Below are 16,252 nucleotides of genomic sequence, written 5' to 3' on the forward strand. Positions count from 1 at the left end.
TCCCGGCCTAGCGTCGCGGGCATGGCAGAGCGACGCACCCGTCCGGGGCCGAGCGGCAGCGCGGGCAGAACCACCGACCCGGTCGAGGCCGTGGCGGCCCTCCTCGGCAGGGCGAGCTGGCGCCGGGCGGTCCTGGTCCGCCGGTGCCTCGCGGGTGTGCTCGTGGTCGTCGCCGCCGTGCTCGCCCTGTCCCCCGGCGGCGCCAGCACGACCGAGGTCGTCGTGGCCGCCCGGGACCTGGCGCCGGGCAGCGTCGTCACCCCGGCGGACCTGACCCTCGCGACCTGGCCCGCCGAGCTCGTGCCCGCCGGCGCCGTCGGCGTCGCCGCGGCCGAGGGTCGCGTCCTGGCCGGCGCCCTGCGCGCCGGCGAGCCCCTCACCGATCTCCGCCTGGCCGGCGCCGCCCTGGCCGCGGCCGCCACCGGCATGCCCGACGCCGCCGCAGTGCCGGTCCGTCTGGCCGACCCGGACGTTGCGGCATTGCTCACACCCGGTGTCCGGGTGGATGTCGTCGCAGCGGCAGCCGAGGGCGGCGAACCGACCGTGCTGGCCGACTCGGCGGTGGTCCTGACCGTGCTGGAGCCCGGCGGCACGCCCACCGGGAGCAGCGCACGCGGCCGATCGGCCCTGGTCGCCCTGCCGCGGGAGCTCGCGACGCGCGTGGCGGCCGCTTCGCTCTCCGATCAGGTCGCCGTTACCCTCCGCTGACCATAGTGATCACGTCAGCAGACCCGTCGGTCACCGGAGGGGAACCGTGCTCAAGGGCTTCAAGGACTTCATCCTGCGCGGCAACGTCGTGGACCTCGCGGTCGCGGTCGTCATCGGCGCCGCGTTCACCGCGATCGTCACGGCGTTCACGGGCAGCATCATCCAGCCGCTGCTCAATGCCATCACGCCGCCGGACGTCCCGGCGCTCGGCATCCAGCTGCAGGCCGACAAGCCCAGCACCCTGATCAACTTCTCCGAGGTCATCGCGGCGGCGATCAACTTCCTCATCGTCGCGGGGATCGTCTACTTCGTCTTCGTGCTGCCGATCCAGACGATCAAGAACCGCCGCAAGCGGGGCGAGGAGCCGGGTCCCGCGGAGCCGACGGACATCGAGCTGCTCGCCGAGATCCGGGACCTGCTCAAGACCCAGGCCAACTCCACCAGCAACGGCCGCCACCAGGCCTGATCAGGCCCTCGCGGTCCCACGGACCGGCTATCCGTCCTGGTCGTGGTGGGGCGGACGGTTCGCCCGGTACCACTCCTCGTCCTTCTCACGCTCCCGGTCGGCCGGGCGCGGATCGTCGAGCTCGTCCCGCGTCACGTCGGGCATCGTGTCGCCGAAGACCTCCGCGAGCCGGCGACGGACCAGATCCGGCAGTTCCGCCATTCCCCCATGTTGCCAGGCCACATCGGCTCCGGTTCGGTGCCACGATGGTCGTGGACGCCGGGTGACCGGGTGGCGAACAGTGGGGGAGACCCATGACCATGCAGGACAAGGCCAAGGAGCTGCTCGACAAGGCGAAGCCGGTCCTGGACCAGGCGCAGGAGAAGGTCAAGCCGTACCTGACCCAGGCGCAGGAGAAGGCCGGGCCGTACCTCGACAAGGCCTCCGAGAAGGCGGCGCCGTACGTCGCGAAGGTCAAGGAGAAGGCCGGTCCCTACGCCGAGCAGGCGCGGGAGAAGGCCGGTCCGCTGGTGGAGAAGGCCGCGCAGAAGGTCGACCACGCCACCGGGCACAAGTACAGCGACAAGATCGGCACGGTGAAGGGCAAGGTCGGCGACGCGCTCAAGCAGAGCGGTACCCCCGGGTCGCCGACGGCCACCCCGACCGCAACCGCGGAGCCGACGACCCCGGCCCCGCCCTCGCCGACGCCCACCGCGGCCACCGGGTCCACGGATGCGACCGCCGCCACGAAGTCCGACACCACGAAGCCCGACGCTCCCGGGCCGAAGCCGGGCACCGGCACCACCCCGTCCGTCTGACGACCCGCGCCCGGGCAGCGCCGCCCGGGACCAGGCGCCGCCGTCGAGGGACGGGACGCGTCAGGCGTCGAGGCTCGACAGCTCGCTGATCACGTGCGTGACCAGCGGCGACAGCGTGGCCATACCGTCCCGCACGGCGGCCCGCGAGGAGGCCAGGTTCACGACGAGGGTGCTGCCGGAGATGCCGACCAGCCCGCGGGAGAGCCCGGCGTCGACGGCGCCGGCGGCGAGCCCGGAGGCCCGCAGCGCCTCGGCGATGCCGGGGATCGGACGGTCGAGGACGCCGGCGGTGGCGTCGGCCGTGACGTCCCGCGGCGACACCCCGGTGCCGCCGACGGTGATCACGAGGTCGACCCCGCCGATCACGGCGGTGTTGAGCGCGTTGCGGATCGCGACGGCCTCGCCGGGCACGGTGACCGCGCCGTCGACCACGAAGCCGGCCTCCTCGAGCAGTTCCGCGACGAGCGGCCCGGTGCGGTCCTGGGTCTCGCCATGGCTGACCCGGTCGTCCACGATCACCACGAGGGCACGGCCGAGCTGCGGGGTCGCCATCTCCATGCGCTCACCGTAGTGGGCCCGGCACCGCCGGGCGCCACGGGTGGTGGGTTCGGTACCCGCCCGGACAGGGCGGGACCGCGCCGGCACTGGGAGGGGGTGCCGGCACCGACGCGGACCCTGTGACCGCGTCGCGGGGCACCACGACACGGACACCACCATCATGACCCGAAATGCGTCCCGCGCGCCGCTCTCGGACCGGATCTGCGCCGGTTGACACTGTCCGATCGTCCGGTCGGCTGCTAGCTCGGCTCACCCGCGAGGGTGACGGTGACCTGACGGTCCGCGAGCGTCAGTCCGACCTGCTCACCGGGCTCGTGGTCGCGGACCGCGGCGACCAGCTCGTCACCGTCGGCGATGGGACGGTCGGCGACCCGGAGCACGACATCACCGGGATGGAGCCCCGCCTGGGCCGCCGGGCCACCGGGCGTGACCTGCCCCACGACGGCGCCGCCGCTCGCGGGCTGCCCGACGCCGGTGACCGTGACCCCCAGGACGGCCCGGGTCGCGCGACCGGTGCGGTTGAGCTCGTCGGCGACGCGTCGCGCCTGGTTGACCGGGATCGAGAACCCGACGCCGATCGAGCCGCCCTGGCTGCCCCCGGTGCTGGCGATGGCCGAGTTGACCCCGACCACGCGGCCCTGCAGGTCGACCAGCGGGCCGCCGGAGTTGCCGGGGTTGATGGGGGCGTCGTGCTGGACGGCGTTGAGCACCGTCGCCTGCCCGCCCTGCTCGCCGCCGACGCTGACCGCCCGGTCGAGCGCGCTGACGATGCCGGTGGTGACCGTGCCGTCGAGGCCGAGCGGCGCACCGATCGCCACGACCTGCTGCCCGACCCGCAGCGACTCGGAGTTCCCCAGCTCCGCCGCGGTGAGCCCGCCCGCTCCGTCGAGCCGGACGAGCGCGAGGTCGGAGCCGGAGTCACGACCGGTGATCCGCCCGGTGAAGGCACGACCGTCCTGCAGCAGGGCGGTGATCGTGCCGCCCGTCGCCGCGGCCGACACCACGTGGTCGTTGGTCAGCACGAGGCCGTCCGGGCTGAGCAGGATGCCGGAGCCCTCGTCCTCGCCGGGCCCGCCGCCCTCGACCTTGAGCAGCACGACGCTGGGCAGCACCTTCGCGGCCACCGCCTCGACCGGCGTGAGCTGCGCGGACGCCGGGTCGGCCTGCGGCAGGGGCCGGCCGAGCGCGCCGTCGGACACGCTCTGCCCGGCGAGGGTCCAGCCGATCCAGCCGCCTGCCAGCCCCGCGAGCAGCGCGACGACGACGGCCGCGGCCGCCAGCGGGGCGTAGCGACGCAGGCGCCCGGATCGGACGTCCCCGGGCACCGCCGGCGCGACCGGAGCCTCCTGCGCGACCGGAGGCGGAGGGGCGACCTCGTGCGGCTCGATCAGGGCGTGCCGCCCGGTGTCGGTCAGCGGATCGGGCACCGGCAGGCCCTGCGGCGGGGTCGGGTCCCCCGGGCCCCCCGGAGGCGGAGGCGCTCCTGCGCTCCCGTCGGGGATCTCGTCGGGCGTGCCCGCGGCGGCGTGCCGCCCTCCGGCCTCGTGGCCGGAGCGCTCGTCGTCGGTCATCCGGGTCCGTGCTCCTCGCTCCGACGGGCGCGTCCGCGGCCGCCGCCGCGACAGGGTAGGCGGGAGCGCCGCCGGCGCGCCCGGCGAGTCCGACAACAAGTCCCTCCTTGACAACATTTATTGTCGGTGCGAGCGTGGACGCCGTGACGAAAGGGACTGCGGCCGGGACGGCGGTGATCCAGGACGAGGCGGCCGCCGCGGTCGCGCTCGACCCGGTCCGTGCCCGGCTGCTGCGGGCGCTGCGCGAACCCGGCTCGGCCACCTCGCTCGCCGCCGAGCTGGGCCTGACCAGGCAGAAGGTGAACTACCACCTGCGGGCACTGGAGTCGCACGGCCTCGTCGAGCTGGTCGAGGAGCGGCGCAAGGGCAACATGACCGAGCGCGTGCTGCGGGCGACCGCGAGCGCGTACGTCGTGTCCCCGCAGGCCTGGGCGCTGGTCGCGCCGGACCCGGCGCGCGAGCCGGACCGGCTCTCCGCCCAGTGGCTGCTCGCCCTCGCCGCACGGCTGCTCCGCGAGGTCGGCACGCTCATCACCCGCGCCGGCCGCAAACGGGTGGCCACGTTCGCCATCGACGGCGAGGTGCGGTTCGCCACCGCCGCCGACCGGGCGGCGTTCGCCCACGAGCTCGGCGAGGCCGTGAGCACCCTCGTCGCCCGCTACCACGACGGGGCCGCACCCGGCGGGCGCCCGCACCGCCTCGTCGTCGCCCTCCATCCCGCCCTGCCGGACACCGGAACCGCGCCGGAGACCGGCACCGAGACCGACGTCGAGATCACGACACGCACCGAGGAGTCGCCGTGAGCCGCCCGTTCGAGATCCGCCGCGAGGTGGTCCTGCCCGCGAGCCCCGAGGAGGTCTGGCGCGCGATCGCCACGCCCGAGGGGCAGGCCGGGTGGTTCATGTCCTCCGATCCGGAGGAGGCCGGCGCCGAGATCGAGGAGGACGCGCCGAACCGGCTCGTGCAGCGCTTCGGCACCCAGGCGATCGAGTACCTCGTCGAGGCCCGCGACGGCAGCAGCACGGTGCTGCGGTTCGTCCACAGCGGCATCGCCGAGGACGACTGGGGCGACGAGTTCGAGACCATGACCGGCTTCGGCTGGGACCTCTACCTCTTCACCCTCGGCGAGTACCTGCGCCACTTCCCCGGCCGCCCGGCGGCCTACGTCGAGGCCGAGGCGCCGAACACGCCGGACGCGTGGAAGCGGATCCTCGCCGCCCTCGGCGACCCGGCGGAGGGCGCCACCGTCGAGATCCTGGGCGCCTCCGGTGTGGTCGACAAGCGCACCGACCACTACCTCGGCATCCGCACGTCCGACGCCCTGATCCGCTTCCACGAGCGGTCCCTGATCGGGATGCCGGTCGCCGTCGGGGACCACGACTACACCCCGGGCCTCGACATCGGGGCGAGGACCGCGGAGTGGACGCGCTGGTTCGCCGACACCGTCCAGGGCTGAGTCAGCCGGCGGCGCGCTCCTCCGGCGGCAGGACGTCCCCACGACGGCCGGGCAGCCGCAGCGAGAGCAGCGCACCGCCCTCGGGGGCGCGACCCGCCCAGGCCGCTCCCCCGTGGCGCACCGCCACCTGCCGCACGATCGCCAGCCCCAGCCCGGAGCCCGGCATCGTGCGGGAGGTGTCGGCGCGGTAGAAGCGCTCGAACACGTGCGGCAGGTCGGCCTCGGCGATGCCCGGGCCCGAGTCGGCGACCTCGACGACCATCGTCCAGTCGTCGAGCGGCACCATCCGCAGCCGGACGGTCCCGTCGGGCGGGCTCCACTTCACGGCGTTGTCCAGCAGGTTCAGCACGGCCCGCTCGAGCGCGGTGGCGTCGCCGACCAGCGTCCACGGAACCAGGGACACGTCGAACCGGAGGTCGCCCGCCCGCCGGCGGACCCGCTCCAGGGCGCGCTCGACGACGTCGGTCATCTCGACGGGCTCGCGGGGCACGGCCGGGGCGTCCTCCCGGGCCAGCTCCGTGAGGTCGCCGATCAGCTGGGTGAGCTCCTCGACCTGCGCCCGGACGTCGGCCAGCATCTCCTCGCGGTCCTCGGCGGGCAATATCGGGGCGCCCGGCCGGTCGGCGGCCGCGAGCAGTTCGAGGTTGGTGCGCAACGACGTCAGCGGGGTGCGGAGCTCGTGACCGGCGTCGGCGACGAGGCGGCGCTGCTGCTCCTGCGACGCGGCCAGCGCACCGAGCATCTCGTTGAAGCTCTGCGTGAGCCGGGCCAGCTCGTCCGACCCGCTCACCGGGATCGGCCGCAGCTCCCCCGTGGCCGTCACGCGCTCGGCCGCCGCGGTCAGCCGCTGCACCGGCCGGAGACCCGCACGGGCGACGGCCACGCCGGCGAACGCGGCGAGCACCACGCCGATGCCGCCGATCACGGGCAGCGCCGTGGCCAGCTCGGACAGCACGGCCTGCGTGGAGTCGAGCTTCTGCGCGATCACCAGGGCGCGGCCCTCGCCGGCCTCGACCGCGACGACCCGGTACCCCGCCGCCGTCCGGAAGCTGTCCTCCTCGTCGCCCCGGGCGACCTGGAGCTCGGCGTCGCTCAGCGGCGGGGCGGAGGCGGGCCCCTCGGCGGACTGCGCGAAGCCCGAGCCGTAGACCAGGGCGACCCGGATGTCGCCGGCCCCCAGCACCTCCGGCGGGATCGTCGAGATCAGCTCCGGCTTGGCGAGCTCGCTCTGCGCCGCGGCCGTGGCCCGCTGGTAGAGGTTGTCGTCCAGGGTCTCCAGAATGCTCTGCCGCACGATCAGGAACGCGGCCAGCGACACCAGTACGACGACGCCGGCCGCCACCGCGGCGGCCAGGATCCCGATCCGCGCGCGCAGGCTGACCCGGTCGAGCCGCTCCCGGACCGAGGGCCAGTGCCCGCGCTCGGTCACGGCGGCGTCTCGCGCAGGACGTAGCCCACGCCGCGCACGGTGTGGATCAGCCGCGGTTCGCCCTCGGCCTCGGTCTTGCGCCGCAGGTAGCCGATGTAGACCTCGAGCGCGTTGCCCGTGGTCGGGAAGTCGTAGCCCCAGACCTGCTCGAGGATCTGCGCGCGGGTCAGCACCCGGCGCGGGTGCGAGAGCAGCAGCTCCAGCAGCGAGAACTCGGTGCGGGTCAGGCTGATCGGGCGCTCGCCGCGGCGCACGTCCCGGGTGTCCGGGTCGAGCGAGAGGTCGGAGAACTCCAGCACCTGCGACTGTCCGGCGGCGGCCGCGATGTCGTCGATCGTCCGGCGGCGCAGCAGGGCGCGCAGCCGGGCCAGCAGCTCCTCCAGCGCGAAGGGCTTCGGCAGGTAGTCGTCCGCGCCGGCGTCGAGGCCCGCGACCCGGTCCGACACGGCGTCGCGCGCGGTGAGCACGAGGATCGGCAGCTCGTCGCCGGCCGCGCGCATGCGCCGGCAGACCTCCAGGCCGTCCAGCCGGGGCATCATCACGTCGAGCACCATCGCGTCGGGCCGCTGCGCGTCGACGGCCTCGAGCGCGGCCAGCCCGTCGCTCGCGAGATCGACCTGGTAACCGTTGAAGGCCAGCGAGCGGCGCAGCGACTCGCGCACCGCACGGTCGTCGTCGACGACGAGGATTCGCATGGCCGTCAGTCTCGCGCGGCGTACTGAGAAGCATCTGAGAGCCCCCTGTGACGCTCGTCCGGTACTGGAGGGGCGCCTGATGGATCCTCCGTCAGACACCCCTCGGGATTCGCTCTGCTTTCGTCCCGGGGTGGTTTTCGCCGCGGGCACGATCGCGAACACGGCGGGCGTCGTCGCGCTCGGCGCCGTGACCTACGGGGCGGTCGAGGCCCGACGGCCCCGTAGGTCACGGGCGGAGCGGCGCGAGGTCGTGCTCGACCGGCTCGATCCCGCGTTCGACGGCTTCACGATCGCCGCCGTCTCCGACATCCACCTCGGGCCGCTGGTCGACGGGGCGCGGCGGGGCGCGGCGGCGCTCGACCTCGCCGGCTGCGACGACCGCACGGCCGCCGCGTCGGGCGTTCCCGGGCACGGTTTCGACCTCGACCGCGCCCTCGCCGGCCGCGACCCCGCGGTGCCGGTCGTGCTGCTCGCCCACCAGCCGGTGATGGGCGACCGGGCTGCGCGGGCGGGCGTCGACCTGCAGATCTCCGGGCACACGCACGGTGGACAGCTCACCCCGCTCACCCATGGCGCCCTGTTCGACCAGCCCGTTCTCGCCGATCTGACGAGAATCGGCGGGACCTGGCTCTCCGTCACCCGCGGCCTGGGCTTCTGGGGTCCGCCGGTCCGGGTGGGCTCGCCACCGGAGATCACGCTGCTGACCCTGCGCAGCGCGGGTCAGGCGGCGACCGGCTCCCGCTGCGCGCCCCGCTTCTCCACCATCGCCGAGATCGTCGCGACGCCGAGGCCGGCGAGTGCAAGGAGGGCGGCGACGACGTTGGGCGAGGTCAGCCCGAAGCCCAGCGCGATGGCCACACCGCCCAGCCAGGCACCCAGCGCGTTGGCCATGTTGAAGGCGGCGTGCATCGAGCCGGCGGCCATGTGCGGCGCGCCCTCGGCGCCGTCGATGATCCGCAGCTGGGCCGAGGGGATCAGCGAGAAGGTCGTGACGGCGAAGAGGAAGAGCACGATCGCCGCGCTGACGGGGTGGTGCATCGCGGGAACGAGCGCGAGCGCGACCACCGCGTCGGCGGCCAGGACCCCGCGGATCGCGCGCATCGGGTCGGTGTCGGCCAGGCGCGCGCCGATGGCGTTGCCGACCGTCATGCCGACGCCGAACATCGCGAGCAGCAGCGTGATCGCGGCGGCCGGGTAGCCGGCGACGTCCGTGAGCATCGGCGCCACGTAGCTGTAGCTGGCGAAGAGCGTCGCCCCGCCGAGGACGGCGATGAGCAGGGTCAGCCACACCGGGCGCCGGGTGAGCGCGCGCAGCTCGTCGGCCAGGCGCGGGCGGCCGCCCTCGGGCCGGACGTCCGGGACCACGAACCGGATCGCGACGGCAGCGACCAGGCCGATCACCCCGACGGCCGCGAAGGTCCACCGCCAGCCCACGAGCTGCCCCAGCAGCGTCGAGAGCGGGACGCCGACGATGTTCGCGACCGTCAGGCCCGCGAACATCAGGGCCATGGCGCGAGCGCGGCGGTCCGGCGGCGCGAGCGAGCCCGCGACGATCGCCGCGATGCCGAAGTACGCCCCGTGCGGCAGCCCGGACAGGAACCGCCCGAGCATCACGAGGTGGTAGCCCGGCGCGACGGCGGACAGCAGGTGCGCCACGCCGTACAGCCCGATCATCACGATCAACGCCCGGCGCCGCGGCAACCGGGTCGCCGCCGCGATGAGCAGCGGCGCCCCGACGACCACACCGATCGCGTACGCCGACACGAGGTGCCCGGCCTCGGGGATCGACACCTGCAGGTCGCCGGCGACCTCGGGGAGCAGCCCCATCACGGTGAACTCGCCCGTCCCGAGGGCGAACGCCCCCAGCGCCAGCGCGAGCAGCGCGACGCGCACCGACCGCACGGTGACCCCCTTACGCACGTGGAATGCCGAACTGCTCCAGCCTAGGCCCCGAACAGGCCTTCCCGGGTGTTCGACGGGTCACCGACGGCCCGCGGGCGGCGCCGTTAGGATGCTGCCCGCAAGCCCTCGTAGCTCAGGGGATAGAGCACCGCTCTCCTAAAGCGGGTGTCGCAGGTTCGAATCCTGCCGGGGGCACGCAGGTCAGCAGGGGTGTCGGCCAGAGTTGTCCACAGGCTTGGGAGCCATGGTGGGAGCGAACGGCTAGCTTCCGCTGCATGGCCAGACGACAGCGGGGCGAGATCGAGGTCCGCCCCAACGGCTCCCTCCGCGTCCGCGTGTACGCGGGCATCGACCCCCTGAGCGACAAGCGGAACTACCTCGTCGAGACCGTCCCCGCGGGCAAGGACGCGCAACGCGAGCCCAGAAGGTGCAGCGCCGACTCGTTACGCAGGTCGACGAGCAGCGCAACCCGCGCACGAAGGCCACGGTCAACCAACTCTTAGACCGCTACCTCGAGCTACTCGACGTCGAGGACACCACTCGGGACCGCTACGAGCAGGTCATCCGGGTCCACATCCGACCGCGGCTCGGACCGCTCCAGGTCGCCCGCCTTGACGGCGAGCTCCTCGACTCCTACTACGCGATCCTCCGGCGCTGTCGTCAGCACTGCAACGGCCGGGTCAAGGTCGACCATCGGTCTGAAGACTCGCACGACTGCGATGCGAAATGCACCCCGCACCTCTGCAGACCCCTCGCGAACGCCACGATCCGCAAAATTCACTTCTGCCTGAGCGGTGCTCGCGCTCGCGCCGTCCGCTGGCGCTGGATCGCCGTGAACCCGCTCGACCAGGCGGAGCCGCCCCGCGGCTCAGTAGCCGAGCCCGACCCGCCCACGGCCGAGCAGGCCGCGGCGATCCTGGCGTCCGCCTTTACAGAGCTGTGGTGGGGCTGCTTCCTGTGGCTGGCGATGGTGACCGGCGCCCGCCGCGGTGAGCTGTGCGCCCTCCGCTGGAACCGCCTCGACCTCGACCGCGCCGTCCTCACGATCCGCTCCAGCATCGCCCAGCGCGACACCAAGACGTGGGAGAAGGACACTAAGACCCACCAGCAGCGGCGGATCGCCCTCGATGCGGACACGGTCACGCTGTTGAAGTGCTACCGCGCTGAGTGCGAACGGGTCGCGGAGTCGGCCGACGTCACGATCCGCCCAGACGGCCACATCTTCTCCCCCGCCATCGACCACAGCAGCTGGCTCCGCCCGTCCTCGGTATCGAACCGCTACGTGCGGATGTGCGCCCGACTCGGGTGGGACATGAATCTCCACCAGCTCCGCCACTACTCGGCCACCGAACTCATCGCCGCCGGCGTCGACATTCGCACTGTCGCCGGTCGTCTCGGCCACGGCGGAGGGGGCTCGACGACGCTCCGCGTGTACACAGCCTGGGTTGCCGAAGCCGATCAGCGCGCCATGAAGTCGGCAGGAATTCGCATGCCAGCGATCCCCGCCAGCACAACTACCAACGAACTTAACCTTGACAGGCAGCCAGCCGAGTTGGACGAGTCGAGTCCGTACCGGAAGATCGCCTCCGACCTTCGCGCTGCTATCAGATGCGGAGCGCTTGAGGTCGGAGACGCGCCGCCGACCGTGGAGACTCTGACCAAGCGGTATCGGGTCTCGGGCGGTACTGCAAACCGCGCGGTCGCGCTCCTCAAGGGCGAGGGAATTGTCTTGGCCAGCCGTGGCAAGCGGGCATTCGTCTCCAGAGTCGGTTGACCTGTGGGACACGGCTCGTGTAGTGAGCAAGTCACGAGGATCTTCGGATCTTCGGACGCGTAGTTGTAGCCTCCTCCTGGGGAGGGGCGTCCTCGCCCCCAGTGGACCTAGCCTTCCTCACGCCCGTCCTACCTGCCCAGAAGGCACTTCTTCCCCGGCCACCCACAGCGTCGCTCACTCACCCAGCGCCCGGGCTAACGCGAGATCGGGTTCGGAGGCGAGTACCTGCCGGAATTACCGCCGGGGAAGCGAATATCGAAACTGCGCTTACCCGGCTCCGACTGCTTCTTGACGAAGCCAAGTGAGCATAATGCATTTCGACTTTTCAGTGTCGGGCCCCGACTAGAATTCGGAGAGCGGGCCTTTCAGAGGTTGGCGGCTACGGGTTCCCGCGACTGCGTATACCGCTCCGCCAACGCTTCGTTGGTATCCTGCACGCAAAGGATACCGTCCTTTGATTACTGCCTGATACTCGCCACCCTCAGCCCACTTCTTAATCTCAAGCGCTCGAGTCACTGGCACCGGGTGCGAAAGCTCCTTAGTGAGAAGGAACCTTCGTAACTGATCGGAGCCTCCGCGAGCCTGATACTCGAGCGCCTGCTCGATAAATGCCTCGGGCGACATTCTCCGCAAGTTTGCCCCGCCCGCGAGCTTCATCAGTGCCCTTATTGCGGCTGCTGGATCTCGTCCGACCAGCAGGCCTGCCCGATCGCCCGAGAACTCCATCTTTCGGTGAAGGTCCCAGAACCCAAGTCGAATTGCCTCTGACGCGAGCGCGACTCCCGTCCCCGCTATAGGCAAAGACTCAGCTACGGCTGAAACTCCCGCATTGATTCCTGCTAAAAGGATCGTTGTATAGAGTGCGTGGCCTGACATGGCGTGCCCGAGCTCGTGGCCCAAAACCCACTGAAACTCGGATTCGTCCATCAAGTCAACCAAAGCGCTGTGAATGACAATGATGGGCCTCTTCATTCCAATCGTCATCGCGTTTAGGACAGGACTACTTTGCACGAAGAGCTCGGGCGCGTCGTCTAGGTCTAAGATATTTACAGCGTCCTCAAGGGCTTCATGCAAAGGGGCAAATTGACGACTGGTCACCTTAACGGCAGAAGAAAGATACTCAAGTCGCAGTACCGGCTCGTTAATAAGTCCGGATTGAGCCTTCAAAAATACATCGATCCCGGGTATGCGCTTAAGCATCCTCAACGCAGATCGAGCCATAGGGTGCTCATACGCCTCACTTGAGATGCCGCGGAGCTTCCTTATTTCAGGAGTCATGTCTTCCATCAGAGTTCGCCTTCCCCGCCGCGAGCGTAGTGTGGCCTAGCGCGCCAGGAGGTACGAGTAATCGGTCCCATAGCAGTCTTCCAACCTTTTTCCCGTGAGGAGCGGTGCTACGGCGCCAACCGGTGGCCTTTCGGACACACAACACCTCCTGCCTCCGTGGGGGAGCCGCAAATAGGGCATGGTGGGCCAGGTGGCTGTGGTGCCGCTTCTTTGAGAGCTTTCTCAAAGTCCTCCTCGGGGGCTGCCTCGAAATCGCTCGTCACCAGGTCGTCCTCCGAGATGGAGTACGACGCCTCGCTTCCTGACGAGGACTCCGCTCGAAGTAGGTTGTAGTCGTCCGCGTAATCCCGAGCTGTGCGCGCATGCCCGACGCCAGGAGCAGGCTTGGTACTCGTGTGACCCTCTTGCTGTCGTTTCGTCCAGTCCTCTACGAACGAAAAGGTTCGGTCAGGTAGCTTCGACTGCCGGTACCAGCCGACCGCGGCTGTGCCAGCGAGCGGCAAGAGCAGCGGAGCATGGAGCACAGCGACTCCTACGGTTCCTGCAGCCCCGGCAACCGCAACGTTGATCCATGGTCCTTGCGTCAACGTGAGGGAAAGGCGCGGATCTTGATACCATATCTCGATGTTCACCGCATTTCCCATTCCCACCATCCGACGCCAACCGGGCTTAGTCCGACATTGCAGGATGTAGTGGCCGGCACGCACATCCTCGGTCGCTGTTTGGACCTCAAGGTTCTGTCCGTTGTACCACGCAACGAGGGACCCCACCAAAGTTGGAATGTTAGCACCAGCACAGTAGAACTCTTTGGAGACTTGCTCTGGCTGCTTCTTCGCTCCTGATTCCTTCTCAGTCATTGAATCACCTCACAGGTGTCTCGGAACTTTCACCAATATTGGTTGATATGCCCTGCCCGTAAAAGCCAATGCCTCTCCAACCTCGAGATAAGCGAGGAAGTCCTCTTCCTCATTCGACAACGAAAGCGCGCTGCGCAGAAACTCTTTGTCGCGCCCAAAGAAGACGCTGTGGACGATCTTCGTCGACGTGTTGATTAGAACCTGTGGACTGATGTTTCCGGCACTCTGCTCAGCAAGTATTAGTCCTTGACCTAGTGCTCGGCACTCAGCGATCATCTGCGACAGTAGGTGCGCCGCTTGGCTGGCGGCAGAGACAAGGGCGCCATCGCCCCCCTCAGTATCAGCTGGAACGATGCGGTGAGCCTCGTCTAGCACTGCCACGTGTGCCAAACCCTGCACATTCCCTTCAGCTGCAACGGCGTCGCTAAGACGCTGCTCGTACAACATGCTGAAGACAAGGGCGAACATGGCATTCGCTTCATCCTGATCGAACCAGCCTCCAAGTTCGATAAGGCCAGTCTCCATGAAGAGCGGATCAATTGACTGTGCAGGGGAAGGTGGACGTAACGCGATCGAAAGCAGGCTTCTCCGCAAGTTACTCCATCGTCGTTCAAAATGCTCGAACGCCTCGCGCGCGAACTGACCCGTTGATTTGCGGGCCGCCTCCTCGAGAGAGCTCAATCCAGAGTCAAGGAACTCGTCAAATGTGGGAGCAAGGTGAGGGTGCGACCGAAGGTCAGCACCGGTCTTCTGAGAAAAAAACTCCATGGTGAGAGGTTTATTACGAGGCCGACCGCTCTCCAATTTCTTCCAATAGGCATCCTTGACTAAGCTCAAAAGAATCTCGTAGGCGACTGCGTTCGTCGGGAACAACATCGCCAGCGTTTTGGCAAGAACGACCGCATGAGCATACAACGGGATTCCTGGCGGCGGTATGAATGGATTGAAACGGACCCAGGAACTTGCGAAGTCGAATATTCTCTTCTTCAGGCCGAGGGATCGCATCAGGGGCTCGAAGTCGCGCTTTGCGGGATCGATGATTAAGACTGGCACCTCATTCCCATGCAGCTGCCTGATGAGATGAATCAAGCTGTTGGTCTTTCCTGTGCCGCTTGCACCCGTTATGAATACGTGACGAGCAATCTGCTCGAGCGCAACGTCGACCAAGCCTCCACCGTTCCGGGATCCTAGATTAACTTTCGCTTTAACGATTAACGGTGGCAGATGTGGTTCTTGGAACGGTCGCGGTACAAAGTGCGCTACTCCTGGCAATGCGTCTTTCAACGTGAAGGGCGGGAGCATGATTCGGCAGAGCTCTTCGAGCTCGAACAGTTTGCCGTACTGCCTTGCTGGACTTTCGTTGTTGGCCCTCCTGCCGGCAGGAGCAGGTCGTTCACGGCGACCTAATTCTGCAGATGATCCTCTATTCACCAACGCTTGCTCTAACTCCGTGGGGGCCAGAACAAACGCTTCCCCGTCCGTGTCTTGAAGGAATGCTCGCTGAAGTCCCTCATCTTCGCACCAGACACGAATGTTGACTTCAAACATTGGCTGACGAGTGCTTATGCTTCTCAATGTATGAGTCTGAATATCGACCTCCGCAGTCGAAAGCCGTGCCGCATGGGTGCCGAGATAGTACTCAAGACACAGCAGGGCATACTCAATATCGGCATCGCTGTACGAATATGGTCGGCAAGCAATCCGGATCCTTCCCGCGCCCTGCGAAAGCACGCGCAATGTGCTTTTCCACATGAAATTTCGGCCTTGGGCAAGCTCGAGATGCCGTGGTATAGGCGCCAGATATGCGATGTCTGGTGTAAATCTATCGCGAACTAGCGCCCCTGCCATCTGAGTGAGTGGGGCGAAAACGACCTGTGAGAGCGTGCTCTGTCCCACGACGTTGGGGTCGAAGTTAGTAAATCTTCGCGCATCCGGTGGAAGTACGGGCAGGCCGCCGCCCTGCGCGCGATCAATTGATCCAACTGGAACGAGATCTACGGCCCGGTGAAGAGCCGCGACTGGCCACTCGGCATAGGCATCCTGCGCAGGCTCCAGGCGTAGAATCCGTTCATGTGCTGAAAGATACTCTATGGCATGAGTGGCCGGCTCATCGATCTCGTATGCAAAGTGGCACTTCTCCTCAGATGAGGTTGACCAAATGATCATGCCGAGCTCAACCTGAGTTGTGAGCAGGTATCGCAATATTGCATCGTACTCGCTGAGTAGGCCAGCCCTTACCTCGTCGAGCGACGAATACTTCGTGATGAATTGTGGAGCTGCTGATATCTCGTATAGGGGCATATCTTCACCTACTGCTGATTCAGAAACCAGGAGATGTCGGCGGAAGGGGTGGAGGGGGCGGAGGCTCCGGCGGGGGCTCTGGCGGAGGTGCCGGCGACGGAGGCGCTGCGGCCGGTGGATATGGATCTGGGGTTGGCATGTCTGAAGGAAGTGCAGATCCAAGGTCCGGACCTTGGTCTACACCCGATGCAGGTTCATCTGCAGGTGACTCAGGAGGCGGAATCGGATCTGGAGTTAAGGCGGAACCGAACTCTTGACTCAGATCTGGGCCGGCGACGGGGTCTGGTGCAGGCGGATCGGGAGGCGGGACCGGGTCTGGAGGCAATGCCGTAGCGCTACCGGGCCCCGGCGCGCTGTCCGGCGGCAGCGCGGTGTCCGGCGGCAGCGCGGTGTCCGGCGGCAGCGCGGTGTCCGGCGGCAGCGCGGTGTCCGGCGGCAGCGCGGTGTCCGG

15 protein-coding genes and 1 tRNA gene are annotated in these 16,252 nt (G+C 68.6%); 7 read left to right on the top strand and 9 right to left on the bottom strand.

Annotation, left to right across the window (positions count from 1 at the left end; genetic code table 11):
- The first annotated feature begins 21 nt into the window (after positions 1–21).
- Together PKE99_RS35160 and mscL are read left to right on the top strand one after the other, a co-directional pair.
- Positions 22–708 (top strand): SAF domain-containing protein, encoded by a 687-nt coding sequence (locus PKE99_RS35160; protein ID WP_197040693.1) that lies wholly within the window; start codon positions 22–24, stop codon positions 706–708.
- Positions 709–754: 46 nt separating this feature from the next.
- Positions 755–1,174 carry a large conductance mechanosensitive channel protein MscL gene (mscL, locus tag PKE99_RS35165; protein WP_037047622.1) on the top strand — a complete coding sequence of 140 codons (420 nt, stop codon included), beginning with the start codon at positions 755–757 and terminating at the stop codon, positions 1,172–1,174.
- A gap of 27 nt (positions 1,175–1,201) precedes the next feature.
- On the opposite strand, the gene PKE99_RS35170 is transcribed toward mscL, so the two are convergent.
- On the bottom strand, positions 1,202–1,375 hold the full coding sequence (locus PKE99_RS35170) for a hypothetical protein (protein ID WP_197040694.1): 174 nt from the start codon (positions 1,373–1,375) through the stop codon (positions 1,202–1,204).
- Between the two features lie 92 nt (positions 1,376–1,467).
- Between PKE99_RS35170 and PKE99_RS35175 the strand changes: the two genes are divergently transcribed.
- Positions 1,468–1,971, top strand: coding sequence for an Rv0909 family putative TA system antitoxin (locus tag PKE99_RS35175; protein WP_051737650.1), 504 nt, complete (start codon positions 1,468–1,470; stop codon positions 1,969–1,971).
- Between the two features lie 60 nt (positions 1,972–2,031).
- On the opposite strand, the gene PKE99_RS35180 is transcribed toward PKE99_RS35175, so the two are convergent.
- Together PKE99_RS35180 and PKE99_RS35185 are read right to left on the bottom strand one after the other, a co-directional pair.
- Positions 2,032–2,523, bottom strand: coding sequence for a MogA/MoaB family molybdenum cofactor biosynthesis protein (locus tag PKE99_RS35180; RefSeq protein WP_372463029.1), 492 nt, complete (start codon positions 2,521–2,523; stop codon positions 2,032–2,034).
- Between the two features lie 245 nt (positions 2,524–2,768).
- Positions 2,769–4,100 carry a S1C family serine protease gene (locus PKE99_RS35185; RefSeq protein ID WP_037047627.1) on the bottom strand — a complete coding sequence of 444 codons (1,332 nt, stop codon included), beginning with the start codon at positions 4,098–4,100 and terminating at the stop codon, positions 2,769–2,771.
- 143 nt (positions 4,101–4,243) lie between these two features.
- Here PKE99_RS35185 and PKE99_RS35190 point away from each other — a divergent pair, with 143 nt between their 5' ends.
- Positions 4,244–4,903 carry an ArsR/SmtB family transcription factor gene (locus tag PKE99_RS35190; RefSeq protein WP_197040695.1) on the top strand — a complete coding sequence of 220 codons (660 nt, stop codon included), beginning with the start codon at positions 4,244–4,246 and terminating at the stop codon, positions 4,901–4,903.
- Complete coding sequence (locus PKE99_RS35195; protein ID WP_037047630.1) at positions 4,900–5,556, top strand: SRPBCC family protein; 657 nt, start codon at positions 4,900–4,902, stop codon at positions 5,554–5,556. Before PKE99_RS35190 ends, PKE99_RS35195 begins: the two co-directional genes overlap by 4 nt.
- 1 nt (position 5,557) lies before the next feature.
- On the opposite strand, the gene PKE99_RS35200 is transcribed toward PKE99_RS35195, so the two are convergent.
- The 4 genes from PKE99_RS35200 to PKE99_RS35215 all read right to left on the bottom strand — a co-directional run bounded on the left by PKE99_RS35200 (position 5,558) and on the right by PKE99_RS35215 (position 9,573).
- A complete protein-coding gene (locus PKE99_RS35200; protein WP_051737651.1) occupies positions 5,558–6,985 on the bottom strand; it encodes a sensor histidine kinase in 1,428 nt (475 codons plus the stop codon).
- Complete coding sequence (locus tag PKE99_RS35205) at positions 6,982–7,680, bottom strand: response regulator transcription factor (protein WP_037047633.1); 699 nt, start codon at positions 7,678–7,680, stop codon at positions 6,982–6,984. The genes PKE99_RS35200 and PKE99_RS35205 overlap by 4 nt, the downstream gene beginning before the upstream one ends.
- 226 nt (positions 7,681–7,906) lie before the next feature.
- Positions 7,907–8,251 (bottom strand): hypothetical protein, encoded by a 345-nt coding sequence (locus PKE99_RS35210; protein ID WP_037047635.1) that lies wholly within the window; start codon positions 8,249–8,251, stop codon positions 7,907–7,909.
- A gap of 149 nt (positions 8,252–8,400) precedes the next feature.
- Positions 8,401–9,573: an MFS transporter gene (locus PKE99_RS35215; protein WP_037047884.1), complete on the bottom strand. Its 1,173-nt coding sequence runs from the start codon at positions 9,571–9,573 to the stop codon at positions 8,401–8,403.
- A gap of 131 nt (positions 9,574–9,704) precedes the next feature.
- Between PKE99_RS35215 and PKE99_RS35220 the strand changes: the two genes are divergently transcribed.
- Both PKE99_RS35220 and PKE99_RS35225 read left to right on the top strand, forming a co-directional pair.
- A tRNA-Arg gene (locus tag PKE99_RS35220) sits at positions 9,705–9,777 on the top strand.
- A 232-nt stretch (positions 9,778–10,009) separates the two neighbouring features.
- Positions 10,010–11,356, top strand: a complete 1,347-nt coding sequence (locus tag PKE99_RS35225) for a site-specific integrase (protein ID WP_197040696.1) — start codon at positions 10,010–10,012, stop codon at positions 11,354–11,356.
- A gap of 342 nt (positions 11,357–11,698) precedes the next feature.
- Here PKE99_RS35225 and PKE99_RS35230 read toward each other — a convergent pair whose 3' ends face one another.
- A complete protein-coding gene (locus PKE99_RS35230) occupies positions 11,699–12,643 on the bottom strand; it encodes a M48 family metallopeptidase (protein ID WP_081924264.1) in 945 nt (314 codons plus the stop codon).
- 866 nt (positions 12,644–13,509) lie between these two features.
- Positions 13,510–15,801 carry an ATP-binding protein gene (locus tag PKE99_RS35235; protein WP_156067694.1) on the bottom strand — a complete coding sequence of 764 codons (2,292 nt, stop codon included), beginning with the start codon at positions 15,799–15,801 and terminating at the stop codon, positions 13,510–13,512.
- Between the last annotated feature and the right edge of the window lie 451 nt (positions 15,802–16,252).

The sequence above is a fragment of the Pseudonocardia halophobica genome, from assembly GCF_027922425.1.
Classification (GTDB): domain Bacteria; phylum Actinomycetota; class Actinomycetes; order Mycobacteriales; family Pseudonocardiaceae; genus Pseudonocardia; species Pseudonocardia halophobica.

Coding starts and splice junctions, on each gene's coding strand:
- PKE99_RS35160 (WP_197040693.1), top strand. CDS start 22: ATGGCAGAGCGACGCACCCGTCCGGGGCCGAGCGGCAGCGCGGGCAGA.
- PKE99_RS35170 (WP_197040694.1), bottom strand. CDS start 1,375: ATGGCGGAACTGCCGGATCTGGTCCGTCGCCGGCTCGCGGAGGTCTTC.
- PKE99_RS35175 (WP_051737650.1), top strand. CDS start 1,468: ATGACCATGCAGGACAAGGCCAAGGAGCTGCTCGACAAGGCGAAGCCG.
- PKE99_RS35180 (WP_372463029.1), bottom strand. CDS start 2,523: ATGGCGACCCCGCAGCTCGGCCGTGCCCTCGTGGTGATCGTGGACGAC.
- PKE99_RS35185 (WP_037047627.1), bottom strand. CDS start 4,100: ATGACCGACGACGAGCGCTCCGGCCACGAGGCCGGAGGGCGGCACGCC.
- PKE99_RS35205 (WP_037047633.1), bottom strand. CDS start 7,680: ATGCGAATCCTCGTCGTCGACGACGACCGTGCGGTGCGCGAGTCGCTG.
- PKE99_RS35210 (WP_037047635.1), bottom strand. CDS start 8,251: ATGGGTGAGCGGGGTGAGCTGTCCACCGTGCGTGTGCCCGGAGATCTG.
- PKE99_RS35230 (WP_081924264.1), bottom strand. CDS start 12,643: ATGGAAGACATGACTCCTGAAATAAGGAAGCTCCGCGGCATCTCAAGT.
- PKE99_RS35235 (WP_156067694.1), bottom strand. CDS start 15,801: ATGCCCCTATACGAGATATCAGCAGCTCCACAATTCATCACGAAGTAT.